General features: G+C 58.6%; 23 protein-coding genes. 4 read left to right on the top strand and 19 right to left on the bottom strand.

The genetic code is table 11. From position 1 onward, the window contains the following. From VG146_11460 to pqqB, 7 genes are all read right to left on the bottom strand, one after another. On the bottom strand, positions 1-1,163 hold a 1,163-nt coding region (locus VG146_11460; GenBank protein HEV2392965.1), incomplete at its 3' end, for a PQQ-binding-like beta-propeller repeat protein. 33 nt (positions 1,164-1,196) lie between these two features. After that, positions 1,197-2,846: a glycosyl hydrolase family 28 protein gene (locus VG146_11465; protein HEV2392966.1), complete on the bottom strand. Its 1,650-nt coding sequence runs from the start codon at positions 2,844-2,846 to the stop codon at positions 1,197-1,199. 14 nt (positions 2,847-2,860) lie between these two features. Further along, the gene (locus VG146_11470; GenBank protein HEV2392967.1) at positions 2,861-5,443 is read right to left on the bottom strand and encodes an alpha-glucuronidase family glycosyl hydrolase; all 2,583 of its coding nucleotides are present in this window, start codon (positions 5,441-5,443) and stop codon (positions 2,861-2,863) included. Continuing rightward, the gene (gene pqqE / locus VG146_11475) at positions 5,440-6,576 is read right to left on the bottom strand and encodes a pyrroloquinoline quinone biosynthesis protein PqqE (protein HEV2392968.1); all 1,137 of its coding nucleotides are present in this window, start codon (positions 6,574-6,576) and stop codon (positions 5,440-5,442) included. The genes VG146_11470 and pqqE overlap by 4 nt, the downstream gene beginning before the upstream one ends. Before the next feature lies 1 nt (position 6,577). Continuing rightward, positions 6,578-6,895: a pyrroloquinoline quinone biosynthesis peptide chaperone PqqD gene (pqqD, locus tag VG146_11480; GenBank protein ID HEV2392969.1), complete on the bottom strand. Its 318-nt coding sequence runs from the start codon at positions 6,893-6,895 to the stop codon at positions 6,578-6,580. A gap of 52 nt (positions 6,896-6,947) precedes the next feature. Next, entirely contained in the window at positions 6,948-7,691 is a 744-nt protein-coding gene (pqqC, locus tag VG146_11485; GenBank protein HEV2392970.1) for a pyrroloquinoline-quinone synthase PqqC, read from the bottom strand. After that, a complete protein-coding gene (pqqB, locus tag VG146_11490) occupies positions 7,688-8,647 on the bottom strand; it encodes a pyrroloquinoline quinone biosynthesis protein PqqB (protein HEV2392971.1) in 960 nt (319 codons plus the stop codon). Before pqqB ends, pqqC begins: the two co-directional genes overlap by 4 nt. A 268-nt stretch (positions 8,648-8,915) precedes the next feature. Here pqqB and VG146_11495 point away from each other — a divergent pair, with 268 nt between their 5' ends. Genes VG146_11495 through VG146_11505 form a run of 3 tightly spaced genes read left to right on the top strand, consistent with a single transcriptional unit; the run spans position 8,916 to position 12,298 of the window. After that, positions 8,916-9,770: a class II fructose-bisphosphate aldolase gene (locus tag VG146_11495; protein ID HEV2392972.1), complete on the top strand. Its 855-nt coding sequence runs from the start codon at positions 8,916-8,918 to the stop codon at positions 9,768-9,770. Between the two features lie 11 nt (positions 9,771-9,781). After that, positions 9,782-10,732 (top strand): carbohydrate kinase family protein, encoded by a 951-nt coding sequence (locus VG146_11500; protein ID HEV2392973.1) that lies wholly within the window; start codon positions 9,782-9,784, stop codon positions 10,730-10,732. Positions 10,733-10,738: 6 nt separating this feature from the next. Beyond that, complete coding sequence (locus VG146_11505; GenBank protein ID HEV2392974.1) at positions 10,739-12,298, top strand: hypothetical protein; 1,560 nt, start codon at positions 10,739-10,741, stop codon at positions 12,296-12,298. Positions 12,299-12,344: 46 nt separating this feature from the next. On the opposite strand, the gene metF is transcribed toward VG146_11505, so the two are convergent. From metF to VG146_11565, 12 genes are all read right to left on the bottom strand, one after another. Further along, positions 12,345-13,232 (bottom strand): methylenetetrahydrofolate reductase [NAD(P)H], encoded by an 888-nt coding sequence (metF, locus tag VG146_11510; GenBank protein ID HEV2392975.1) that lies wholly within the window; start codon positions 13,230-13,232, stop codon positions 12,345-12,347. A gap of 100 nt (positions 13,233-13,332) precedes the next feature. Then, on the bottom strand, positions 13,333-14,295 hold the full coding sequence (locus VG146_11515; protein ID HEV2392976.1) for a D-2-hydroxyacid dehydrogenase: 963 nt from the start codon (positions 14,293-14,295) through the stop codon (positions 13,333-13,335). Further along, positions 14,292-15,488, bottom strand: coding sequence for a glycerate kinase (locus tag VG146_11520; protein ID HEV2392977.1), 1,197 nt, complete (start codon positions 15,486-15,488; stop codon positions 14,292-14,294). The genes VG146_11515 and VG146_11520 overlap by 4 nt, the downstream gene beginning before the upstream one ends. Before the next feature lie 16 nt (positions 15,489-15,504). Continuing rightward, positions 15,505-16,050, bottom strand: coding sequence for a tetratricopeptide repeat protein (locus tag VG146_11525; protein HEV2392978.1), 546 nt, complete (start codon positions 16,048-16,050; stop codon positions 15,505-15,507). 65 nt (positions 16,051-16,115) lie between these two features. Then, on the bottom strand, positions 16,116-16,307 hold the full coding sequence (locus VG146_11530; GenBank protein ID HEV2392979.1) for a hypothetical protein: 192 nt from the start codon (positions 16,305-16,307) through the stop codon (positions 16,116-16,118). Continuing rightward, the gene (locus VG146_11535; GenBank protein ID HEV2392980.1) at positions 16,300-16,818 is read right to left on the bottom strand and encodes a hypothetical protein; all 519 of its coding nucleotides are present in this window, start codon (positions 16,816-16,818) and stop codon (positions 16,300-16,302) included. The genes VG146_11530 and VG146_11535 overlap by 8 nt, the downstream gene beginning before the upstream one ends. A 2-nt stretch (positions 16,819-16,820) precedes the next feature. After that, a complete protein-coding gene (locus VG146_11540) occupies positions 16,821-17,405 on the bottom strand; it encodes a hypothetical protein (protein HEV2392981.1) in 585 nt (194 codons plus the stop codon). 7 nt (positions 17,406-17,412) lie between these two features. After that, the gene (locus VG146_11545) at positions 17,413-18,516 is read right to left on the bottom strand and encodes a GYF domain-containing protein (GenBank protein HEV2392982.1); all 1,104 of its coding nucleotides are present in this window, start codon (positions 18,514-18,516) and stop codon (positions 17,413-17,415) included. Between the two features lie 248 nt (positions 18,517-18,764). Beyond that, positions 18,765-19,037 (bottom strand): hypothetical protein, encoded by a 273-nt coding sequence (locus VG146_11550; protein HEV2392983.1) that lies wholly within the window; start codon positions 19,035-19,037, stop codon positions 18,765-18,767. Then, the gene (locus VG146_11555) at positions 19,034-19,288 is read right to left on the bottom strand and encodes a hypothetical protein (protein HEV2392984.1); all 255 of its coding nucleotides are present in this window, start codon (positions 19,286-19,288) and stop codon (positions 19,034-19,036) included. The genes VG146_11550 and VG146_11555 overlap by 4 nt, the downstream gene beginning before the upstream one ends. Before the next feature lie 159 nt (positions 19,289-19,447). Continuing rightward, the gene (locus VG146_11560; protein HEV2392985.1) at positions 19,448-21,994 is read right to left on the bottom strand and encodes an immunoglobulin domain-containing protein; all 2,547 of its coding nucleotides are present in this window, start codon (positions 21,992-21,994) and stop codon (positions 19,448-19,450) included. A gap of 292 nt (positions 21,995-22,286) precedes the next feature. Continuing rightward, positions 22,287-24,185, bottom strand: a complete 1,899-nt coding sequence (locus VG146_11565) for a sulfatase-like hydrolase/transferase (protein HEV2392986.1) — start codon at positions 24,183-24,185, stop codon at positions 22,287-22,289. 466 nt (positions 24,186-24,651) lie between these two features. Between VG146_11565 and VG146_11570 the strand changes: the two genes are divergently transcribed. After that, on the top strand, positions 24,652-24,896 hold a 245-nt coding region (locus VG146_11570), incomplete at its 3' end, for a gfo/Idh/MocA family oxidoreductase (GenBank protein ID HEV2392987.1).

Below are 24,896 nucleotides of genomic sequence, written 5' to 3' on the forward strand. Positions count from 1 at the left end.
TCCGGCGGCCCTGAATAATCTCGGTTCCCAGCACGCCGACAGGATGACAGAGGAAAAATCCGGAGTCCCGTACAAAATGAAAAAATCTTCACGCTCCTCATCCACCCCTTCGCCGGCTCAATTTCGACCTGAGTAGTTACGAAAATCCACCGCACGGTTCCATTCGGGTTCAGAGCGGTCACCTTGGGATCGGAGGACACGACGAAAACTGTTCCATCGGAAGCGATAGCGGGGGGGGTCAGATTCCAGTGGGCGCCCAGGCGGTACTTCCACTTTAATTGCCCCTGTCTGGCAAGCGCGACGAGAAACTCTTGGCCCGAGTTAGCGGCCGTAAAGAACAAACTGCCATCAGGACCAATCGTGGGCGCCGAATAAGCACGGAATGAACTGCTGAAGCACCATTTCAAGGACCCATCCGGCTCGAACGCAAGCATCGTGGAGCCCTTACCCCCTGGAACATAAATGACGCCTTCCCAGTCCTGAGAGAATGATAAACATAAGCCCATCTCGGCGGCTTTTTGTTCCAATAGCCGTTTGAGGCTGCCATGCGAATCAAATCGGAGGAGCGATGTATTGGTACCGTCGGAAGACCCGAACAAAACGGAGCCATCACCGGAAATCCCCACTGGAGCGGTCATGTTATTTTTGGAATCAAAATGCCATACCTCCTGGCCCTCTTTATTGACCGCAAAAAGACTTTTCGGACTGAAAAAACCGTTGCCAACGGAAAAATAGATCGTGTCCCGCTCGTCCAAGGAGAAAGCCGCCCCCCAGTCATGTTCATTGATATTTTTAATCGGGAACCGCCATTTGACAGCACCGTCGGAGCGCAAGGCCAAAACACCTGAATTCACCCCTAAGAGCCCGTAGGCCGATTCGCGCACATAGATTGTCCCGTCCTTTCCGATGACTGGCGCCGAATCGATCCAGATTCCCGCAGGCGAGGCCCAACGGAGTTTCCCGGTTACATCGTACGACCGAAGTACGCGAAAGCCTCTCTGATAAACAGTCCCGTCCTGGCCCACCGCCAATTCATCACCGGTAATGTCTTTAATGGATACTTTCCATAGGATTGGGGAGGGGGTGGGATTGATTGTAAACCTTGTGAGAGCCAAAACAACTAAAAGGCCCAGAATCATGGCCATCACCCCGCGCAGTTTCATCCAGGGGGTTTGACCTTTACTATTCTGATTTGTTCAGCGGTTATCCAGCCTTTCTACCGCTTCCCATGGCAGGTCCTTTGCGAGATGGAAGGGAACCTTGGCGCGATTGAGGTCATTGTTTTGGAATCGAATATTGTGGCTTGCAGGCCCGGCGATGTCGATGAAGATGTCCGTCCCCTTGGCCGCCCGGGCATGACGAATCATCGCTCCGGAGACCTGCCGCAGGGCGATGATTGGCACATCTGACTGTGACCGGGCCGGCCCGGTAGTGAAGCCGTCGATGTCCAGGCCGTGGATGTCTTCGAAGTTCAATGCGCTTTTCCATGAAAACAGAAACGGTTTCTCCCACACGACCTCGACATCTTTCAATTTGAGGTTTGTGATGCGGCGAAAATCCAGGACGTGTTCAGCTCGATCATAGGGCGCAGTTGGGTCCGTCGAGACGAACAGCTTGACGTTTTCAAGGGTGATGCCGTCGAGCCAGCGTTCCGAATGGCCGTAAAAGAGCGAGGAACCCTTGGCATGAGCAACGATGTTGCGAAGGGTGAGTTGGAGGATCGGCGCTGGAGGCGGGTCCTTTGATTTGGGAAGCGACGGGTCGAGTTCGCTCAGCCGGAAGCTGCGGCAATAGAATGGCTGGGCATCGCCTGCCCAAAACCAATCGAACCGGCTGCAGTCAATAGTCAGATCGGAGAGGAGGACATTGCTGATCGAGCCGCCCAGCGCCGTGATCAAGGCAAAGCCGCGGTTGACGTTATTAAACAGGCTGTGGGTAACCTGGATATTCTGAATGCCGGCAATATTGCCCTCGCTGAATTTGATCCCCGCGGATGCCGAGGAAAGCCGGCAGTTGGTCACCGAGATATTCTCGCAAACCAAGGCAGGTCCCCAGTTGGTGGCAGAGACCAGGGCGACACAGTCATCGCCGGTCTCAATGGAGCAGTTGGCGATGGAAACATTTTGGCAGCCGTCCAGGTCGATGCCATCGGCCCACACCGCCTCCTTTAAGCTGCTATAAATATAGAGGCCGTCGAAGGTGGCATTGCGGCAGGCATACAACGCAAAGGTCCAAATGGGTGCGTGTAGGAAGTTCAGGCCGTTGAACCGAATATTGTTGCAGCGCCCCAGCCATACCAGGTGCGGGTAAATCTGGCGGTTCGGGAAATCTTTAGGAAAGGAGCGCATCAGCGACTTGCCCAACCCTTGCATCAACTTTTTGTGTTCGAAATTCTGCTCGAAATCATCTGGCCGCCAGTCGTATTGGGCCTGGCCATCGACGATTCCCCTCCCGCCGAAGCTGACGTCTTCCAAGTCTTCGCCGTAGAACAAGGCGGCCTTCGAGACAATGGGACCGCAGTCGTAGGCCTTGGCATCTGTCGAGGCATAGAGCGTCGCGCCCTCCGCCAATTCGACCCGAATATGGCTGCGCAGACGCAGGGTGCCGGATGTATAGAGACCGGGCGGTATCAGAACCGTGCCGCCCCCGGCAGCCGCGCAGGCATCGATAGCCTTTTGGACGGATGGCCGAGCGTTGTCCTCCTTTCGTCCCGTGGCGCCGTAGTCTCGCACGTTAAAGGTGCGGGCTGGTCCTGCTTCAAGTCGGATTCCGCTCAGGAACAGAGAACCCAAGAAGGCGGGCAGAAATGCCCCGGCTAACAAAAAGCGAAAAATAGACTGACTCATTGTACCGGGCCTGCCTATTCTTGGGCGCCCATGTCAGGGCGCGGAGGGTAGAGATGGTCGAATGGGACTTTGTGAAGGTAGGGTTGGCCGCGGTGGTAATCGGCTACGTTCTCGAGCAGGGAGATGGCCATCTCAGTCCCCAACAGCACCCGGGCGTTCAGGTGATAGAGCACGGCGAGATCGGAGACGTGATCGACGATCTGGCTGTAGTGGCGCGTCGCCCCTTCGAGTTGGTCGTGACTCCGCCGAAGGGTGTCCAGGCTCGCCGTCAACTCGGCGACGAACGCGTCGTGCTCCATCTCCTTGCGGTGAACGAAGGCGTCGTCGAACTGGACCATGCCGCGCCGGAAATCATTGAGGGCGGCAAAGACATCGCGCAGAACTTCGGTGCGGTTGATGAGATAATTCAGCTCGTAGCGTCCTCTAGGCGCGACATTCGTGGTGGCCGCCTGGAGATGGTCCAGGGCCTGGTTGAGCAGCGCGATCGACCGCTCATGGTGCGTTATCGCATCGGTGGAGTTGTCGATGCGCGCCTTCCAGGAATGCATGACCGGGCCGTCATAAATGTTGCGCTGTTGCCAATAAGCATAGGCAGCGCTGACCTCGCGAACGCCGCCGCAGCATGGCAGAACGCCATAACCGCCGTCGTATTCGTAATAATCAAGATAAGCCTGGTTCGCCTCCAGCTTCAGAAAGGCCTGGTACATTTCCGGCGCGGCGTCCTGGCCGAAGATGCGCTCGGACGAGTCGCGATAAAATTCTTCCGGCGTCAGGCCGGGTTCCCACGACGCGCGCGCAAGAAAGCTGCTGTTGAATTCCGTGCCCCGCGCTCGTTCGATTTGCCCGGCAACACCCGAGAGGCCGTACTTGACGCCATCGACAAAGATGCGGTCCTTCCGGGCATACTGGCCGACGCTGAACTGCATGCCGAGCATGTCGAAGTCGTCATCCACGCGCGGTTGGAGGATGCGCTCGCGCTGGCCCATGTTGCCAAAGTATCGCATCGGCACGCCGTCGCGTGTCCAGACGCCGCTGGACTCAAGCGAAGCGAACGGGATGTCCGACGGGAGCCACTTGTTGAACAGGGGCAAAGCGTAGCCTCGGCCAGTCGTCATGAGCCCCATCCGCAGCCCGGGAAGGACCTGGTCGCGCTGTTTGAGCAGGTAAGTGAACAGGTCGAAGTAACCGATATTGGAGTCCACCACCTGGTCGATATCGACTGAATATATGTTGGCCAGGGTTGAACTCCAAGGCAGGGCCAGCGCGCGCAGTTCTTCAAACCGAGGGCGCTGTTGCCGAAAGAAATTGGCGTACTTGGGCTTCAGCAGGTCGGGGTAAAGCTCGGCGAAGTTGAGGAAAAACCCTTCCGCCTGGGGGTAGGTCTCGGCAAGGGCTTTAAGGCGGCTGAGTTGAATCTCGCGGGTGACTGGGTCCAGGGGATGTACGAAGCTCCCGAAAATGTAATTGAACGGAGTATCGCCGACCATTTCAGCATGGCGCGCGAGGTTGGGTGGTAACGAAGCCAGTTCGATGACGGGCCAGACTTTGATGTTCCGCTGTGCGGCATAGGCGATGATGCGGCGCAGCAAGTCCCGGCAGATGCTATAGGCCTCGCCAGGCGTCTCGACGTGTTGCAATTCAAGGGGAGCGAGGCGTTGGCGCCCTTCGAAATGCTCGCGCCCAATCGAGACATCGTCGATCGTTCGCGAGCCGAACCCGCCATACGTCCAATTCTGATAGCCGCTCTCTTTACTGGAAACATCCCCGGACCGGTTGGTTTCGCCCTTATAGGCGTATTGCAGCCAGGGCTCGAAAGCGAACCACCAAAATTGCAGATAATTGCACTTCATCCGGGCCATCTGATCCAGGAACTGCTCGTAGTCCGGCCATGAAAAGGCCGAGGCATTATCGAAATTCGAGGCGAACAGAAACCCGCGGCGCGGGAATGCCGGCGATTTCTTCATGTCGAGGCTCGGCAACACGAGCTTGTCGCGCCGTTGCGGCACGATGTCTCCGGTCAATCGGAACGTGATGCCCAGTTGTTCGAGCAATTCGTAACTCCCATAAAGCACGCCGGGTTCATCCGCGCCGACGATGACCATCGCCGGGTGTCCCTTCCAAGTCACGCTCTTGAGGGCATAGCCTTCAGGCTTGAGACCGCTTGTGCTGACGACGCCGCTCTGAAGCATTTCACTCAGGATTTCATTTTGCGCCGCAGTTCCCAAGACGACCAATGTCTCACCGGCAGGCTGAGCGCCAACCGTCGCCTGGCTCAGCAGTGGCAATTGCGCACCCGAGATTTTGGCAATGTAGCGCTGCAATTCGGAGACGGCGCGGCGGGTCAGTTCGCCGGGATTGTCCCCCGCTAGGATCGATCCATGCGACTTGCCATTGCTAACGAGGGGCCAGGCAGCAGGCCCACGGGTGGCAGGTTCAGCCGAAATCTGCCCTTGCACCGGTGCGGGTTGCGCGTGGGCAGGTCGGGCGACCCAGAGCCAACCAAGCATGAAGGCGAAAAAATGAACGTTCCTGTAAAAGCAGTTGCGCGCTCGGGAGCCGGAAAAATAAAGGCAGAAAAAGTCTAAGTCTGAGTTCATCTGCGTTTATCAATGGTTTCATCTTTGCTTCTGGGCGGATTTTGGCGAAAGACAACGCCCGCAAAATCGAATTTGCCGGCCGTGCTCTCCTGGAAAGGCTGTTGGAGCGCGGTAACGAAATTCGTTAGTTTCTCCCGATCCGGCGAAAGGGAGCAGGCTGGGTCAGTCGCGGCGGGGTTGCCGGTTATCAAAGCAGCCTGGCAACGGCATCCGCCAAAGTCGATTTCGCGGAACTCGCACGCGCGGCACGGGTCGGGCATCCATTCCGTGCCGCGAAAGCGATTGAAGGCCTCCGACTGGTTCCAAATCCATTCCAGGGCGTGCTTGCGAACATTAGCAAAGCGCAGGCCCGGGATTTCTGCGGCGGTAGGGCAAGGGAGCACATCGCCTGCGGGATTAACCGTCAGGTATCGGCGTCCCCAACCGTTCATGCAGGGTTTGGGGCGTTCGGCGTAGTAATCGGGCGCCACAAACAAAATATCCAGTTTGCCTGCCAGCCTTTTCTTTGCCGCGTGGACAGCTTCTGTAGCCTGCTCGATCTGCGCCCGCGTCGGCAACAAGGCCGCCCGGTTCCGGAAGGCCCAACCATAATACTGCGTATTTGCCAACTCGAGGCGCTCGGCCTCCAGGTCCTCGGCCAGGGCAATCAACTGCTGGACCCGGCCAATGTTGGCGCGGTGCAGCACGACGTTAATCGTCAGCGGCAGACCCAGGTCGCGAACCATCCGCGCGGCAGCCAGTTTCTTCTCGTGCGCCGTTGTGCCGGCTATCCCATCCCCCAGCGCAGCCGCATCCGATTGAAAGCTAATCTGGATCGTATCAAGGCCCGTGTTTTTCAAAGCCTCGGCGCGGGCGCGGTTCAACCCGAGGGCGCTGGTGATGAGATTGGAGTAGAGCCCGGCCGCGCGAGCGGCGGCCACCAACTCGACCAAGTCGCCGCGTTGGAGCGGTTCACCGCCCGAGAAGCCAACATGCAGGGCCCCCAGTTCGGCAGCTTCACGCATGACACGGCGCCATTCCTGAGTGCCCAACTCGACTCCTTCTGTTGCGTTAGTCGGGTTGGAGCAGTACGGGCAATGCAGCGGACAGCGATGCGTCAGTTCTGCCAATAAAAGGTAGGGGCGATAGTTCACGCTAAAACACCAGTAATTTGCGCTCGTAGAGATCGACCAGGCACTCAAACACGTCCTCGCGCAGAGTGGCGCGATCGACCTCGTATTCGACGGCCAGCGAAGCGATGATAGCTTCGGCGGTTGAACGGCCATCACATCGAGCCACTATTTGCTGTGCTGTCTCGCTTAGATACAGGATTCCCTCGGGAAACAACAACACAGGCTCGCCGCTCTTAGCATCGGTTTGGAGGCGCACACCACGAGCCAGCGCCGGACGGGATTGCTCATCAACCATTGCCAAATTCGACTCCCCCTGGGTTAATAAACTGCACGGTGCCATGATTACATGGACTGAACGCCGAGGCAAGACCCCACGGCGCCCAAGACTTCGTCTAAAGAATTTTTTTGAACCGCGGAATACGCGGAACAATCTCGAAATGGGTTTTCGCGCCGGCAAGAGCAATTGCGTCCAGCATGGCCCAGAGCACGTCACACTTGAACCGCAGCGCAGCAACAGCCGCTTCCTGCATCTGGCGGGTTGTGCAGTAGGTCAAAGTCAACTTGAGGGCTTCACGGGAATCCCGGGGCGCCTGCGTCAGCCGCTTCTTGAAATATTGTAACCCAACCGGACTGATCCAGAGATAAAAACGTTCAAAGGCTGCGAGTCTTTTAGCCATCAGGTCCGGAGCGAACAACTCGGTAAGCGATGATGCCACCGCAACGGGCCAGGGTTGGGAGCGGGCGAAGTTGACATAAGCATCGACGGCAAACCGGACTCCCGGGAGCACCATTCGATTATCGAGCAAAGCGGAGCGAGACAGTCCGCAGGCCTGGCCCAGCCTCAGCCAGGCGCCGATGCCGCCCTCGTCGCCCCCAGTCCCATCGTGGTCGATGATGCGATGGAGCCAGCTTCGGCGGACCTCGCGGATGGGGCAGTTGAAGACAATAGCGGCATCCTTAATGGGGATGTTGCGCTGGTAATAGAACCGGTTGGCAACCCACCTGCGCAGCGGTTCACGGCCCAGCTTGCCCGAATTCATCAGAACATGAAACGGGTGTTTGTCGTGATATGCCGAGCCGCCCACCTGCCGCAACCTCGCAGTGAAAGCCCTTCGGTTCCAGGGAACGTTGCTCATAATTCGAAATCCAGGCCGTCCGCGCCGATTGTGATTCCCGCAGCCTCGGCCACTGCGCGTTCCGGTGATTCGGGGGCGAGCACCGGATTGGTGTTGTTGATGTGAATCAATATCTTTTGCCGGGCAGTCAGATTGCGCAGCAGTTCGAGGCTGCAATCCTTGATGGTAACGTGTCCCATTTCCGTTGCCTTCGGCGCTTGCGGCTTCACGCCCGCCAGTTCGTCACCGGACCAGAATGTCCCGTCAAAGAGGATGATGTCTGAATTCGAGAGGGCACGCAACAGGGGCTCATTCAGGCCGGCCACATCGGGCGCCACCAACAGGCGGCCTCCGGTCCGTGAATCGGTGAATTGATATGCCACACTGTGGGCGCCAGGGGCTGCTTTGGCGAAGGGCGGCGGAGTTCCTGGCAATTCGATGGCACGATACAGCAAGCCAGTCGTGGGCGCCCCTTCCGGGCCCAAAGGCGCAAAGCCGGTCTTCGGCGGTTCGTGCCAGGAAATGCCGCAAAAGGACTCCAGGATTGCTGCCAGGTTGAGATGAGTGATGAGCGTTTCACGGACTGCTCTGGGCGCATAAATCTCGATGCGGCTTCCTTCTCGCAATGAAAAGAGGCCAAGTGCGTGGTCTAAATCCGCGTTTGTGAGAAGAACGCCGGCAATTGGTGAATTTCGGGAAGACCCGCCGGCGGGCTGAAGATCGGGATGCGTCTCGATCTGGCTGGGCAGGTCCGGCGAGGCATTCACCAGGAACCAATGCCCGGCGCCGTCAGTGACGGCCACCGAAGATTGTGTGCGTCGCGGAATTTTGCCGCCCCTGGCTGCGTGACAGTTGGGGCAAGCGCAGTTCCATTGGGGGAGTCCTCCCCCCGCGGCCGTTCCTAACAGAAGAACGCGAATGGCGGACCTCCCGCGGCAGATTGGAAAACTCAGATTTCCGTCACGTAAGCGGTGCACTCGCAACAAACCCGGACCACTTTGACTTCAGGTTTGCGCCACTGTTTCTTAGGTTTTGTGTTTTTCATAGCTGCTGTAAACTTCCCTAATTCTGCCGCAGCTCCGGTTGGTAGTCAAGCTCTCATGATTTCGCTTCTTGCCGCGCTGGACTGAATCCGCTAAGCGTTGGGTAAATGTTCCAACCACCCGAAATGAGCGGCCAGACCTTGGTTGAGCCCCCGTGCCAGCCGAACCGGGACTGGAGTTTCGAGCTTGCCACAAGAACTCTATGAAGCTGGTGCCGATGCATGAATTGCTGCAGCCGGCCTGGAAAGCCGGTTATGCGGTGCCTTCATTTTGCGCCTGGAACGCCGAGGTGGCGGAAACGGTCCTGCAGGTGGCGACCGAGTTGCGCGCGCCAGTGATTCTCATGAGTGGTCCAGGAGAATTCCCGCTAAACCCTCCCGATACGTTGGGGCGGATTGCGCGAACCCTCGTTGAGAAGTATGGCGTGCCTGCGGCCCTGCACCTGGACCACGGCGACTCACTCGAATTGGTTAAGACCTGCATTGAAGCGGGCTATACCTCGGTGATGCTGGATTATTCCACCCGCCCGTTCACCGAGAACGTCTCGGCCCTCAAGGCGGTTGTGGCTATCGCGCGGCCAAAAGGAATTACCGTCGAGGGGGAGATCGGCTCGGTTGGGAAAGTCGATAGCGCAACCGTGGAAGGTGGCGATGCCTCGACGCTCACAGAACCCGCAGATGCGGCGCGGTATGCAGAAATGACCGGGGTCGATGCCTTGGCGGTTTCCATCGGCAACGCTCACGGGATTTATACCCGCCTTCCGATCTTTGACTTCGCGCGTTTGGAACAAATCCGGAATCTTGTCGGGGTGCCCTTGGTGCTTCATGGCGGTTCAGGCACTCAACCCGACTACATCCGCCGCGCTGTGGGGTTGGGCATGGCGAAAATCAACATCGCCAGCGAACTGTGCAAGGCCTTCCGCGACACCTATGCCCTGCAGCATCAAAACGGAAACAACAGTTGGTTGCCCACGGCCCTTGGCGCCACCAAGCAGGCCATGGCACAAGTCGTGGAGCGGTGGATTCAGCTCTCTGGCGCGGCTGGAAAGGCAGCCTGAACCATGCGGCTATGGCAACGGTCCATTGCATAGGGGTCCTGGTTGTCGATGCTTTAAGCGGGCCGCTCACGCAATACCCGGCGCCCAGGATCAGGACTCAGATTAACACCCAATCGATCCGTTTTATGCCCGGTGGCGGCGCAGCCAATACAGGCGCCGCCCTGGGCCAACTGGGCATTTCGGTGGCGGTGTTTTCCAAGGTCGGCCAGGATATCAATGGCGCTTTTTTGCGCAAAGAACTCCGCAGGAGCGGCGTGGATGTCCGGAACGTTCGAACCTCCAAGACCCAGACCACACCGTTTACCTTCGTCGGCATCCATCCCGATGGAGACCGGTCGTTTATCCATACACCGGGGTGCAACCTGAGTTTTTGCCCGAGGGACCTGCGTCTGCACGATGTCTATGGCTGCAGGTTTCTTCTGTATCAGGACATGTTTGTTCTTCCGCAACTCGACCCTGGCGCCCCTGAGCTTCTGGCAGGCGCTCGCAGGCAAGGGATCGTGACACTCTTGGATGAATGTTATGGCCTGGGGCCAGACCGAAAGGTCTTTGAAGCGGCCCTGCCGCAATGCGATGTGGTGCTTCCCAGCTTCGATGACATGCTGGTGATGTATCCCGGATTAGAGCCGCATGCCATGGCCGCAATGCTCCGGGACAAGGGCGCACGGCGCGTGGTATTGAAGCTTGGCCGGGATGGGTGCCTGGTGCTCAACGACAGCGGGACGCTCCAAGTGCCCTCCTGTGCGACCGAGATTGTGGATACCACCGGCGCAGGGGATTGCTTCAATGCCGGGTTTATTGCGGGATTGGCAAACGGTTTGGACGATTTCCAAGCCGCCCAAGCCGGCGCCGCCGCCGCCGCAGCCTGCATCCGGCATGTCGGCGGAGCCGTGGGCTTGCCGCGCTACGAAGCGCTCCTGGAACCTTTCATGCAACGCGGTCATACAGCAGCACACCATTAAGCGCCTATGAATACGAACGAGATTCGCTTGAAACTCCAGGAACTGGCGATGGCCACCCCGGTTATCGACGCTCATACCCATGTCCAGGACGACCTGACCCGTTTCAACAAAAAACTCGCAGCCGGCAATCTCGCCGGCACTCAAGCGGCGGTCAACCGCCCGCCCAAGAACGTGGTGGCCGAGGGCATTCGGCGCGGGCGGCTGGTTCGCCGCACGATGACCGATGCCGCGCACGGCCTGTTTTACTCCTGGTTCGCCCAGATCGTCGAAGGCGCCGGCAACCGGTTGGATGACGCCCTGAAAAAGATCGGCTCGAATACAGACCGCGAGCGGCGCGCTGCCGGCAAATTCCTTATGGAGCAGCTTCAATCCAGCCGCTATTCCGAGTACGCCGAATGGCTGCGTTACATGTTCCGCCTGTATAAAGGCGTGCCCAAGGACATCGATCCGCTGGAGCCGCGTCATTTCAACATGGTCGCGGATGCGATTGCTGCCGAGCGCCACGACCCGGAGTTTGCGGCAAGAGTTCTCCGGGAACATAACGTGCGGGCTTACGTCACCAGCATCGAAAACCGCGACCGTGTGCCCCTGACGCCGCCCGTGCGCCCCAAGGACGTCGATCTCTCCTACTGCACTCATCCCGAGGCATGGAATATGTTCGACTTTAATGGTTTCTTTTGGCCGGAACGCGCCACCGACTTTGGATTGTTCACTCAAGGACACAAATTCGAGGCGGAGAAATATCTGGTACATCTGGAAGAATATTTTGAGTGCGAGATCAAAAACGTGGCTACACTCCAGGAGGCGACGCGCGATTTTTTCTGGAGAATTCTTCGCAGCCCAAGAACTAATCCGCACAGCCGGATTCTTTATGTCGATGGTTTCCAGGCCCAGGACTGGCGCTTCAGCCGCCCCTATTCGAAGGCGACGGTGGACTGGGCCATCGCGCATCACCGCACGCAGTTGGATGGAGAGACGCGCAAACAGGCGCTGGCGTGCGTGGCTGAAGCCATGCTCGAGGCCCTGAACGACATCGGCAAAGAACGCAAGAGCGCCGGCTCACGCTTCGGGGTTTGCCTCCAGCTTTGCGGCGGTGCGCGCCACTTCATGGATTGGGCAAGGGAAATTCAGTCCCTGCCCGAGTACATTCCGAACCTTCCTCAAGACGAGTATCCCGTCTGGCGGCGTTATCCGCATATCCATTTCGAGTACATCTCCGCCCACGAGTTGCTCTACAACGACATGGCTAACGCCGCCAAACAGGTCGGCAACGTCTCTGCAGGTCCCTGGTGGCATTATTTCCGGCGCCACAAGATCGCCCGCATGGTGCGCGACCAACTCAGCATGGGGCCGTTGGTCTCGATTGCCTGCGGCTTTACCGACGCGCGGTTCGTCGAGATGGTAGTTGCCAAATACGTTTCGATGCGCCTGGGGATAGCGGACGCGCTGGCCGAGCTTGTTAGTGATCGATATTCCAGTCTCTACGGTAAATTCGATGCCGCCGCCGCTGTGATGAAGGAATTGCTTTTTACGAACCCTGCCGCGGTGCATGATATACCGGTGTAACTTCGCGCGGACGGCTGCCTGATGGCGCGCCAGCGTCTTGGACTGCCTAGGCCAAACCCAGGTTCTTCACGATACCCACGGTTGAAGGCGCCTTGTTAAGCGTATAGAAGTGAATGCCGGGCGCGCCGTTTCGCAGCAAATCCTCGCACTGCTTTGTGGCGTATTCGATTCCGAACTCGGCGACCGCTTGGTCGTTGTCTCCGAGCAGGTCCAGCTTGACGGCCAGCGGCGGTGGAATCCGCGCCCCACACATCGCGGTGAAACGCTTGATCTGCGACGCGCTGAGGATTGGGACGATGCCGGGCACCAGGGGAATCTTCACGCCATGCTTGCGGCCCATGTGCTCCCGGAACTCGTAATAGTCGCTGTTATCAAAGAACAGTTGAGTAATCACGAAGTCCGCGCCGGCATCGATCTTGGTCTTTAAATGGCCCCAATCGATGTGCTTGCCTTCCTTGCACGCGATATGCCCCTCGGGGAAGCCGGCCACCCCAACGCAGAAACCGTCCTGCTCGCGGATAAACCGAACCAGGTCGCTGGAATACTCGAAACCGCCCGGGGTAAGGTTGAACTCGCCTCCGCCAGGCGGGTCGCCGCGTAAAGCGAGCACGTTCCGCACGCCCAGCTCCCTGATTTGACCAAGCAGGGCTCGGATTTCCTCGCGCGTGGCGCAGACGCAGGTCAGGTGCGCCACGGCAGTCAGGCCATGGTGCCGCTGGATGCTATCGACAATCATCAGGGTCTTTGCGCGCGTGCTGCCGCCAGCCCCGTAGGTCACCGAGCAATAGTCCGGTTTAGCTTGCAGCAGAGCCGGGATGGTCTTTTCCAGCAAGGCGCGCTCACCCTCGTCAGTTTTCGGAGGGAAGAACTCGAACGAAATGACAGGCCGGTCGCCGGGGCGCCTGGCAGCATAGATGTCTCGAATCAACTGCATAAAGCCAGCGGATAGTAGTGCGGTCCCAATAGAATAGCCATACACATTTGCGGGCCGCGGGGCCCGAAATTGCGCGCGCCGAAATCCTCTCTCAAAGGTCCTATACCTTAAAATCGTTCACCACGTTCTGCGGCTTGCCTTTCAGAAACGCGGCCACATTCTCAACCGCAACCCGCATCAACCGCGTCCGGGCCGCCCCGGTGGCCCATGCGAAATGCGGTGTGATGAAGCAATTGCGAGCCCTCAAAAGTGGGTTGCTCGCCTCGGGCGGTTCGGTCGAGAGAACGTCCAAGCCCGCGCCGGCTATGCGGCCCGTGTCCAGCGCCTGGGCCAGCGCTGGCTCATCCACAAGGCCGCCGCGGCTGGTATTGAGGAGAAAGGCCGTGGGTTTCATCCACGAGAGGCTCCGGCCATTGATGAGGTGGCGCGTTTGCTCGGTCAGCGGACAATGCAGACTGAGGACATCGCTTTGGCGAAACAGGGTTTCCAGGTCCACAGCCTGCGCGAATGGAGGCAGGGGCCGGGCGGTCGGCACGTAGACCAGCACCTTCATCTCAAATGCGACCGCTCGTTCGGCCACTGCGCGCCCGATACGGCCAAAACCGGCAATGCCCATCGCCAGGCCCGCCAGTTCGATGAGCGGGAAATCCCAGTAACAAAAATCCTGGGCGCGCGTCCAGCCTCCCTCGTGAACGCTTTGAGAATGATGGCCGGCATGGTGGGTCCATTCCAGCAAGAGCGCGAAAACGGCTTGGGCAACTGAGGCCGTGCTGTAAGCCGGGACATTGGTGACCACGATGCGGCGCTGGCGAGCCGCCGCGAGGTCCACAACGTTGGTTCCAGTGGCCAGCACGCCAATGTATTTCAAACCGGGAAGTTGCGCGATAATGCCGGCGGTGAGTGGGACCTTATTGGTGAGGAGGACCTCGGCGCCTGCGGCACGGACCAGGATGTCAGGCGGGGCGGTGCGTTCGTAAACCTCACAAGGCCCGAGCGTCTTGAGTTCATCCCAACTCAGGTCTCCCGGGTTCAGCGTGAATCCATCCAGGACAACTATTCTCATGGAAATACTTTGGTTGAGAACCTCTTGGTTTGGGTTATTGGCTTCTGTGTGAAATCTTCGGCAATCCGTGAGGCAACCCTCTCCACCCAATGCGCTGCTTGCTTTCTGGCCGTCTCAGAAGTAGTCCAATCGGTCAGGCCGTAAGTGCTCGTGAAGAGGCTCAGCCCCGGCCCCGGAATGAGCGTCCCTGCCAGCCCAATACAGGGAATCCTTAGACGGCGGCAGCGTCGGGCGATTGTTCCCACACCTTTCCCCATGGCAGTCGAGTTGTCGATAGCCCCCTCGCCAGTCAGAACCAGGTCGGCCCGGCCCAGGCGCTTTTCCAAACCGGCAAACCGGCTGAACAAGTCGAATCCAGACTCCAATCGTGCCCCGGCAAACGCCGCCAGGCCAAAGCCCAGTCCCCCTGCGGCCCCGGCCCCGGCAATTTGCGTCAAATCTCGGCTCAAATCCCGCCTCACAACGGAGGCCAAACGGCTCAAACAGCCTTCTGCGAGTTCGAACTCCTCTTCCTGCAATCCCTTTTGAGGCCCATAAACCCGCGTGGCGCCTCGAAGACCGAGTAACGGATTGAACACATCCACCGCCACGAGCAGTTCCTTGAACCAGCTCCTCCGGCCTCTCGCGTGAATTTGTTCGAGGCGCGCCAGGCCAGTCCATTGGGTTATCTCTTCATTGGCTCGGTCTAAAAAGGTCCAGCCCAGGGCGCGGGCGAGGCCAAAACCTGCATCATTAGTAGCGCTGCCGCCAATGCCTATCAGGCATTTTGAAGCTCCCTTTCTGGCGCCTGCTTCGATCAACGCTCCCAGGCCAAACGAATCGAGAGCAAAAGGATGAAATCGCCCCCGCGGCAACATTGCCAGACCAACGACTCGCGCCGTCTCGATGACAGCAGTTTTGCTCTCCGGCGCCCAGTGCCATTCTGCCATGCATGGCCGATGCGCCGCATCTACGGTTTTTGTCTTTTGAGTTTTAGCCCCAAGCAGCCTGCCGGCAATCGCTCCAAATCCCTCGCCGCCATCGCTCATCGGAAGCAAGTCCAGTGTATCTTCGGGGCGCACCCGACCCCAGCCTTTGGCAAGCGCTGCGGCTGCGGTTTCAGCCCGCAAAGTGCCCTTGAACTTATCGGGGATGATCAGGACGCGCAACGGCATTGGGTTGCGAAAGTCCCAGAATCCGGCAGCCGGTGTCAACGTTTACATGGCGCCTTTACCATTCGGAGATGCGGGGCCAGAGCCGTTCCAGGTCCGGGTCAGACATTGCTTGGGTCTTGATTTGTTCGGTTCCGGCGAGTTCAACTGCTTTTTGAAGCCAGGTCCAAGCCACCTCGATATTGCCTAGGCGGCAGGAGTAACAGGCAAGGTTATAAGGAATCGAGTCTTCCTTAGGGAACCGTATGGCAGCCGGCAGCAGGACATTGTAGGCCTCCTCCGTACGCTGGAGTTGGTGCAAGGCATAGGCCAATTGATTGAACCCGTAGGAGCTGCGTGGGAAGCGTTCGCGGATAATGCGGGCAATTGCGGCGGCCCGTTCCCATTCACCGCGCGCTTCGTGGATGAGATAGCGGGCGCGAAATACCCGGGGATGATTCCGGCAGTGGACCGAAATTGATTGCAGCTCGGTCTCGGCCTCCTGGGGATTGCCCAGCTCGATCCAGGCCAAAGCGGCTTCGACCTGCCGGCTATCATTCAAGCTCAGATCGGCTATTCGCTCCCTGAGCAGGCAACGTTCGATTAAACGGTAAGGAGGATTCAAAGCCCTTTCCTTTCTTCTGTTACGGCGCCGATGCCGCCACCCGCGCCTGACTCAATGCGGCTCCGCTATTTTCTCTCAATCAAAACATCCACCAATTCCTTGGACCTGCAACGCGGGTAAAAGACCCAATCCGATACCCCCGGGAACCCGGCGACTAGCAGAAAGCTGAAATCGGAAAGAAAATTGCCGGAATCGTCCTCGTTCTCGTGCTGGTCGAGGGGGAGCCGACCATTTTCAAAACATGCGATTTTAGACATTTCTGCTTTCTGCTTTCTGCTTTCCGCTTTGGCTCTCCATAATCAGCGGCGCCAATTCCGCCATCAGCTTTTGCGCCTTGCGCCAGCGCGTCAGGTGCGGCAGGGCCACCAATTGGACGGCAGTGCGCAGATGGCAGAGGCAGGCCGGGCCAAGCCACCAGTTAATCAGGACCAGGACGATGAAAATGAGCGCAATGCCCGCCAGGATTCCGAGAGCGGTCCAGGATGCCGCGCTCAAGCTGCCAAAGGGCTGGCTATTGAGGATGCTGAGGCAGATAAGGAGGCATCCGATTGCCAATGCTGCGCTCGCGAATCCCCAGACGTAATGGAGGCGCGTCTTGCGCGCAATCAGAGCTTGGACATCCGAAAACAAAAAGCGCCGATAGCTTTCCTCATAGCCGGCTGTGACAACAACGAGCAAGTGGTCTGTTCCAGCCCAGTAGCTTGCCGAGCCGAATGCCCCGTGGCCTCCTGCGCCTAACCGCCGATAGGCAGGGTCTTTTTGCAGCATTTTCAAAATCGATAAAATGTTTTGCCCCAAAACAGGGCTGTGACGCCCAGTTCGGCCAAGGCGACAAGCACGCCCAAAGCCAATCGCAGGCGAGTATTCGCGACCCGGCTGGGAGAGGCGCGCCACTTTATCACGCTCAGCACAATGGCGGCTGTGGCCGTTAATGGAGCCAGCAGCATGCAGAAAGGCAATGGCAGGATCAGTAGTGACCAAACAACTTGGTCGTAGCGGATGCGGCGCCTTTCCAGCGACTGGATATGCCCTTTTTTGCCGGCGGCTTCAACACAGGCCGGGCAGAGGTGCCGGCCTTCAAGTTCGATGTCGCAAAGGGAGCACAGAAATCTTCCACAGGCCCCGCATGGAACCACAGCGCGCTTGTCCCCGTGATAAAAACAGGCCGCCTCGCCTGCCTCAAAAAGAGATTGGGGAGCCGCGCCGGTCTTTGCCGAACGGCCTAAAGCCGGGAACACCAGCCACTGCAACTCCGCTCCGCAGACGGGGCAGGGGGCCAGGCTGGGCAGGCCCGTGGTGTTTTGCGGCAAGGCCGTCCCGCAGCGGGTGCAGGTCAGTAAACCAGGCTCTAGCATCAGAGGGTCAGTTCGGGCTTGGAACTAGATCGCCGAAGACTTTTTCGTAGTGAGCCGCCAGCATCGCAAAAGCCAGGGGGCCGGTGAGCAGCAGCCCCAGCCCGCACGCCATCACTCCGGCTATTATCAGGAAGCCAAGGAGCAGCGCCAGAACGAAGGTCATCCACCAATGTTTATTAACCACACGCCGGCTTAATTCGAGCGCCGGCCAGAACTTGAGCCCTTTATCCGCAGCCAGGGGCAGGGCGAATAACCAGCAAACGTTCAGGTAAGTAATCACCCCGAATGCGATGACGCCCACAATGACAAGAGGAACAACAAAATGGGGAAAAGAAATGGGAAAACCTGTCTGCAACGGACGCCTGGTAGCCATCGTCACGCCCATGATTATGGCGACAAACACGACCAGCGCGATAGTCCCCATGACTATCAAACCCGGAATGAGCTGCGTGAGGGTCAGTTGCCAAAACCGAGGTCCGAATCCGCCAAAGGCCGTGCCGATGTCGAGCGATTGGCTGCGCATCGCGCGAATGTACAGCAGCCATAAACCTCCCATCAGCGGTCCGCTGAAAACCAAAGCTAAGGGCACATTGAGGTACGGCACAATGTTGATTGCGAACAGGGCCATGTAAACCAGCACCGAACCGCCTATAAGAATCCCTGCATTGGCTTTGAACACCTCCCACGCCCGGGACAGGCTCCCGCCAATATCCACTTCATAATCCCTGCCCAGTACGTCCGCGTCAGTCGCCGTCCCGTTCAATCCGCCGGGCCCAAGAACAGCGCCTTCTCTGACCCGCTGAAAAAATAGCGGCTTGCACTCGGCGCATACAAATTTGTCTGCGTAGCGGATGACCTCATTGAGGGCAAACGAGCGGCCACATTGGCTGCAAAGCACCGCCCCGCCTTGGGGCGGCGGCGCGCCGATTAGAGGTGGAGTTCCGGGGTCGTTGCCCGGTGGCGCCACTTCGCGATAGGGCGCCCAGGCCCCCATCCCTTCGTGCCACACCAGGCCCTCCGCCTGTATCTTCCCGCTGCGGACCAGTTCGGCCAATTGCGAATCGTCCACAGGCCCCGCTTGCTGCCCGTCATCGACATAATACCAGTTCATAGGGTTGCGAAACGGCAGGAGCTAAATTGGATGCGCCCGCTAGTTTAACATGGCCTTCTTGTGCCATAAAGCGGCGGTCTAACGCAAAGCCAATCTTGAACATCGGACGCTCAACGTCGAACATCGAAGCGGGAGCAGGAGGAGGGACAGATGCGGAAGCCAAAGGGACGGTTGTCCGTCTCGGCTTTGAACAATTCGCTCGGATGTACAGGAAATGCTGGGGGTTCGCATCCTTTCTCGTGACCCGTTTAGGCGTTGTTTCTCACGTAGGCGCGGACCTCCTCGTGGCCCCCCACGAAGACGAGAAAAAAATCTCCGCTCTCGGCCAGCGCCAGGATTCGCAGGTCCAACCCGGCGCGAAATTCCAAGTAACGGCCAAGTGGCCGAAGACCGATGCCTCCATGGCGGTGCGGTCGGCCAACCGACTGCTCGAACCGAGCCACGGCGCCGTCCACCCGCGACTGATCCTCTGGAGAAAGCTTCTTGTAGCGGCGCTCAAAACTCGGCTGTGAGTAGATCATCGCCCTGGCATCCAAGGCTTGAGCCTCCCGGCGGTCCGCGCCTTGCGAATGGCAACCAGATCACGCTGCGCCGCGCGTTCCACCTCTGCGGCAGTTACACCATACTCCTCAAAAGGGCTCGGCGGGCCATAGAAGTAATTCCAAGCGGCATCCTGCAGGGCGGCGGAGAAATCCTTGTAGCGCCCCTGCTTGACCTGTGCCTGAACCATCTCGCTCACCGGTTCGGAGAGGGTGATGTTGTGTCGTCGCATAGAAGCAGTTTATGCCACGTTATGCACATGGTCAAATCTTAAAATACGCTCTCGCAATGACCAGCAATTGGGAATGATACCCCCGAGTCTCCTGCGAAGTAACGGTCGGGAGATGGCTTGTTTTGTGACTTTTTCCACTTTTCCCGAAGCAGCACACCCTTAATATACCAGCCTCAGCCGATAAAACCGCCTCACAACATTTGTGGCCGGGTCTGTGAACCTCATCGTGCCGGTGATGTTTGTTAATGCAGCAAGGTCGGTCCAGTCGGCTAAATTCGTAGAGGTTTGGACTTTCCAAATGAGGCCAGCCGGGCCGTCCGCTGTAAAGCCGAGTTGACCATTGGTTAAGGCGAGGGAATCGGTGACAATAAGCGCTTCCCGAGGAAGGACTGTCAGCACGCAGGCCGGGCTTGTCGTAATTCCCAAGGCATTGCTCACTGTAACCGAGTAACTGCCAGTTTGGGCCAGTTGCGCATTCGACACGGCCAGCAGGGCATTCGTTGCGCCAGGCAGATTCATTCCGTTGAACTGCCATTGAAAGCCCAGCGGAGTCGCACCAATTGCAGTTGCTCGCAGGTAAGCGGTGTTGCCTGCCAGGATTGAGCGATTGAGCAGAGGGCTGGTTATGACGGGCGGCCCATCCCCGACCAGCGCCAGACTGTTGTAGCTTCCACCGGCAAGGGCGACCAGGTTTGTCGCCCAAGGAGGCACCACGCTCTGCCCATTCGAGTTGTCGCCCCAAGCAAACAATTTACCGTCCGCGCGCAGAGCCAGGCAATTATTGCCGCCACACGCGAACAGCGTAATATTGGTCGCGCCTGGCGGCGGACTCCCCGGAAAAGGAGCAAGGCCAAATCCCCATTGAACCACGGTGCCGTCGGCGCGAAGGGCCAAGTTGTGATACCAACCGGCTGCAATAGCAACGATATTGCTGGCATTTGGGGGTACTGCGGTCTGGTTGTGCGTATTATCCCCCCAGGCGACGACGGTTCCATCGGCGCGCAACGCAAGGCTATGAAAGGCGCCCGCCGCCACACTCACGACGTTGGTGGCCCCAAGAGGGATGTTGGGCAGACCGTAATTCGTGTTTCCCCACTCCAGCACCGTGCCGTCGGCGCGCAAGCTCAAGGCATGTCGCGCCCCGGCGCCCAACGCTTGAGCCACAATATTTGTGGCTGTTGGTGGCACGGTCTTGTCTCCACCAATGATGCTTCCCCAGAGCACAACCGTGCCGTCGTCACGAACGGCCAGGCTGTGGGCGCTTCCGGCTGCGATGCCTACGGCATTAGTTAAATCCGGTGGCACGTTCGTAAGGCCCAGATACGTTGCGCCCCAAGCCACGACTGTTCGATCCGCCCGCAAGGCGATGCAATGCTCGTCGCCGGCGGCCAAGGTAGAGACGTTTGTCGCCGTTGGCGGCACAGTGGTTTGGGCATACGGAGTGCTGAGGCCCCAACACAGGACCGGGGAGAAACTCAATGTAACGACAGCACTGGTGGCTGCGCCGTAGCTGTTCGTCACCACCGCCCAGAAATCACCAAAATCGAGTGGTTGCACATTGGTGATAGAGAGGTTTGCCAAGGTTGCCCCGGGCAGAGCGCTCCCTTCGAAGTACCATTGCCAATTAAGCGACCCGGAGCCAAAGGCAGCGGCAGTGAAGGCAATTGTCGAGCCCAAGGGCGCACCTTGAGAAGAGGGTTGGTTGGTGATAGTTGGAGCTAAGACCAAAGTAAGAGTCGCGACCAGGCTCGTAGTGGCTCCGACCTGATTTGTGGCAACGGCTGTGTAGTCGCCAGTATCCGAAATTTGGGTATTAGTTAAGGAAAGCCGACTGTTGGTTGCTCCCGCTACGGAGGAACCATTCAGAAACCATTGCCAGCCGATTGGTTCGGAGCCCTTTGCTGCTGCCGTGAACACGGCGTTGGAACCAACGAGCGTTGTCTGCGAAAGGGGTTGCTGCGTAAAAGCGGGCAGAGAAGACAGTACAGTCAGTGTCGCTACCGCACTGGTGACGGACCCAAACTGACTGGTCACCGTCACATCATAAGGTCCAGCACTCCCGCTTTGGACATCAGGCAGCGAGAGCTTTGCCTGTGTTTCGCTGGGCAAGTTTGTGCCGTTTGCCTGCCACTGAAATGCAAAGGGCTCGGTTCCTGAGGCCAGAGCAGATAAAAAAACATCACTTCCAGCCGATACGGTCTGATTTGTGGGCTGAATGAAAATGCCTGGCGCGGTGGGGTCAGAGAGCGTTACCTGGTCCAACCACCCTTGGTTCTGCGCATAGATATAGAATGAGTTTTGAACGTATGACCAGCGAAGAGCCTGAGGGCCTGGGGGAACATAAAAGTTATGCTGCTGCCAATCCACTTCACCCGTAATTGTGGTTTGCCCGCTGCCACCAATCGAAAAGGTCAGAGTGCTGCCTGACGGTCCGGAAGAGACCTTCCACCAAAAATCTACCGACGTGGGGCCATCTACTGTGGTTTGAATCCAGTTCTGTTGGCCCGCGCTGATACTCGTGCTGGTGGCGGCGGATTGTCCGTCATGAGCGAGATTTGTTTCGACCAGCCAGGGCCCTCCACCCCCGGTGCTCCAGGTGAGATTTGGGGCATCGACCGCTTCGCCCAAACTCTGCGCATAGCCCAAGCTTCCCGCGGTGAGCGCACCGAATCCCACCATCATGTGGAGGACCAAGGACATTTTCATGCGACTGGCGGCTTCCGCACCCTAAGGCATCCATAGTATGGGTGTGGCTTAATATGTCAAGGCCATTTATTCGAGCCATTTAGCGCCTCCCCAAAGCGCCAGAGGACTCGCGCCCTTCACCAATTGAATTGATAGAAATTGCTTTTTGGCACGCGAATTGTTTTGTACGCTGCGCGGGTGAACTCACTCGAGGGTCTGAATTGTGAAGGAGATTTGGGACTTGCAGGAGCTCGTCCCTCCGAGGAGTAGCGCGTGCGCCCTCGGGCGGAATTCGGCTGGGCCTCGCCGCTGATTACTCCGTTGCCACCTTCAGTTCGGAGATGCTCCCCAGGAAGTGGAGCTTGCCGTCGTAATCTCCCACTGGCCGGCCATTATCGAAGCCGACGCAGAAATCCTCATGGGGTTGGGCGGGAATGACGCCGGGGGCTTTGCCGGCGGCTACGGTCTTGTCATTGACCGCAAGACTCAGTACGCCACCGCGTTCGAGGCGCGCTTGGACCCGAAACCGGCCAGCCGGTTTTTCCGGCGCCGCAATGGAAGTAACCTCGCCCGCTATCCGAACGGTAAGCACCGGTTTGCCTCCGTGGAGGTGAAGGGCATAACCAATCAAACTGCCGCCCTGTGCGACGATCACTCCTTCAGAAGATTCGGGCTGGACTTCGGCGGAAATAGTCAGGGGCTTGCCGCCAATCTGGGGGGCTTCATCCGGGCCAAGGGTGTCGCCGATCTCGAGCTTGGACAGCTCACTTAAATCATAATGGGCGGCCAGTTCGTCCGGAGTGGGCGCCTGGCCTGGGAGCCAAAGGCCTACCGGATGGGCGACACGCCCAGGTGGACGCACGCCCGGTCCCAGTTTGGTCAGGCCAAGGTCGGCGTCCATTTTGGCAACGAACCCTTCCAGTTCCTTAACGACATCGGGATGCAACGCCGCCACATCATGGCGCTCGCCAATATCGGAATCCAGGTTGTAGAGCGTCGGCGTAAAGCCGGCCTTCCTGGGAGCCGGTTTGCCCAATCCTTCGCTCTGGGGCGCAACCGCCAGCTTCCACGAACCCGAGCGGACCGCCTGGAGTGCGTTGCCCGCGAAATAAAAATGCGCCTGGTGCGGCGATTTGCTGGTGCGGCCCAACAAAAGCGGCGAGAGGTCTTCACCATCGATTTTATTGTCAGTGGGCAGCTTGCCGCCGGCGAGATTCACGAAGGTCGGCAGCAAATCGAAATTGGCGGCGATAGCGTCGCTGCTGGTGCCTGCAGCAATTTTGCCGGGCCACCAGGCGATGGTCGGCTCGCGCACGCCTCCTTCGTAGGTGCCGCCCTTACCACCGCGCAAGGGGCCGGCTGTTCCCGCGTTAGTCCCCTGCGTCAGCCACGGACCGTTGTCGCTGGTGAAGATGACCAGAGTGCGCTCGGCCAGGCCCAGCTCGCGCACGGTATCGACAACCTGGCCCACGCTCCAATCCACTTCTTCGACCCAATCATTGTAAAGACCGTAGGGCGAGCGGCCGCGGAACTTGTCGCCGGGATGAATCGGCACGTGCACGGCGGTGTGCGGCAAATAGAGAAAGAAGGGGCTGTCCTTATGTTCACGCACGAATCGGACTGCTTGGGCGGTGTAACGCTCGGTGAGACGGTTTTGGCCCTCGGGCGTGACCGTTTCAGAAACGGTGTCATTGACGACCAGCGGGAGCGGAGGACGGCGCCGGCGTCTGGCTTTGGCCAGATTAGTCGGCCCGCCCATGTCGTTGGAGTACGGCAGCCCGAAATAACTGTCGAATCCGTGGTGAGTCGGCAGGAACTCAGGGGCATCTCCGACGTGCCACTTACCAATGGCAATGGTGGCGTAGCCCTGCCGCTTGAGCAATTCGGCGATGCAATGTTCGTGTGAGTTCAGGCCGATGGGGGCGGCCGGCGAGAGCACATTAGGCAGCGAAACACGTTTGGCGTAGCACCCGGTAAGAATCTGCGCCCGGGAAGGCGTGCAAACCGGCGCGGCATAGAAACTGGTCAAGCGAATGCCTTCACGCGCCAGGCGGTCCAGGTTCGGCGTGCGGTTTTTGGTCGAGCCGAACGGCCCGATGTCCCCGTAGCCCATATCATCGGCCAGAATGATGATGAAATTGGGTTTGGGTGTGGCTGCCCTTGCCGCAGCGGGCAATCCCAGCGCGCATAGAAGAACGCACCTCGCGAGCACAGATGCCGTCGCGCCTCTGGAGAAACGCCCCCACGTGTGGGCGTAGGTGTTGGCCATGGGCCGACCATACCGCTTCTGGCGGAATTCGGGAACCTTTTTCGGGCGCAAACAAAGATGGCCAGCCAAAGGACCAAGAGCGCCAGGACTAGACCGCGGGTTGGGCTGGGGCTTGCGTCCACCCACGCAGTATCGATTCAGTTGGAAAAAGAAATCCCCCTTTCCATGAAACGGCGGGAGGAAAAAGGAAATTCCCCTCTCCCCAACCCCTCTCCCAAAGGGAGAGGGGAAAGCGCTCTCGATCGGTTCAAGCGTTCAATGCGCGAACTTTTTCGGAGAAATCTCACTCCGGCCGATTCCTGCTTGAGTTTTTTACGTGTCGAAGAGAAACTGAGTGCATGCAAGCGCCTGATGTGCAGTTACCGCAACCTGCCGCCGGGGGCAAAAACCTCCTTAGGATATCTCGCTTATGAAAAGACGCCAGTTCCTCAAATCGGCAGCCTTTGCCGGCACCTCGGCGCTGATCCTGCCCCGCCTGAAACTGTTCGGGGCCGACGCGCCCAGCAACAAGCTCAACCTGGCTCTGATCGCCACGGGTCACCGTGCGCGGGACCATTTTGCCGGGGCCGCCACGCAAAACGTCGTTGCCTTATGCGATGTGCATCAGCATCACCTGGCCGCGGCAGCGCAGAAGTTTCCCAAGGCCAAAGTCTA

Source organism: Verrucomicrobiia bacterium, assembly GCA_035946615.1.
In the GTDB taxonomy this organism is placed as follows: Bacteria; Verrucomicrobiota; Verrucomicrobiia; order Limisphaerales; family UBA8199; genus DASYZB01.

Bases quoted from the DNA above. Each gene is read 5' to 3' on its own strand.
- VG146_11465 (HEV2392966.1), bottom strand. From the start codon at position 2,846: ATGAGTCAGTCTATTTTTCGCTTTTTGTTAGCCGGGGCATTTCTGCCC.
- VG146_11470 (HEV2392967.1), bottom strand. From the start codon at position 5,443: ATGAACTCAGACTTAGACTTTTTCTGCCTTTATTTTTCCGGCTCCCGA.
- pqqD (HEV2392969.1), bottom strand. From the start codon at position 6,895: ATGGCACCGTGCAGTTTATTAACCCAGGGGGAGTCGAATTTGGCAATG.
- pqqC (HEV2392970.1), bottom strand. From the start codon at position 7,691: ATGAGCAACGTTCCCTGGAACCGAAGGGCTTTCACTGCGAGGTTGCGG.
- VG146_11495 (HEV2392972.1), top strand. From the start codon at position 8,916: ATGAAGCTGGTGCCGATGCATGAATTGCTGCAGCCGGCCTGGAAAGCC.
- VG146_11500 (HEV2392973.1), top strand. From the start codon at position 9,782: ATGGCAACGGTCCATTGCATAGGGGTCCTGGTTGTCGATGCTTTAAGC.
- VG146_11505 (HEV2392974.1), top strand. From the start codon at position 10,739: ATGAATACGAACGAGATTCGCTTGAAACTCCAGGAACTGGCGATGGCC.
- metF (HEV2392975.1), bottom strand. From the start codon at position 13,232: ATGCAGTTGATTCGAGACATCTATGCTGCCAGGCGCCCCGGCGACCGG.
- VG146_11515 (HEV2392976.1), bottom strand. From the start codon at position 14,295: ATGAGAATAGTTGTCCTGGATGGATTCACGCTGAACCCGGGAGACCTG.
- VG146_11530 (HEV2392979.1), bottom strand. From the start codon at position 16,307: ATGTCTAAAATCGCATGTTTTGAAAATGGTCGGCTCCCCCTCGACCAG.
- VG146_11535 (HEV2392980.1), bottom strand. From the start codon at position 16,818: ATGCTGCAAAAAGACCCTGCCTATCGGCGGTTAGGCGCAGGAGGCCAC.
- VG146_11540 (HEV2392981.1), bottom strand. From the start codon at position 17,405: ATGCTAGAGCCTGGTTTACTGACCTGCACCCGCTGCGGGACGGCCTTG.
- VG146_11545 (HEV2392982.1), bottom strand. From the start codon at position 18,516: ATGAACTGGTATTATGTCGATGACGGGCAGCAAGCGGGGCCTGTGGAC.
- VG146_11550 (HEV2392983.1), bottom strand. From the start codon at position 19,037: ATGATCTACTCACAGCCGAGTTTTGAGCGCCGCTACAAGAAGCTTTCT.
- VG146_11555 (HEV2392984.1), bottom strand. From the start codon at position 19,288: ATGCGACGACACAACATCACCCTCTCCGAACCGGTGAGCGAGATGGTT.
- VG146_11560 (HEV2392985.1), bottom strand. From the start codon at position 21,994: ATGAAAATGTCCTTGGTCCTCCACATGATGGTGGGATTCGGTGCGCTC.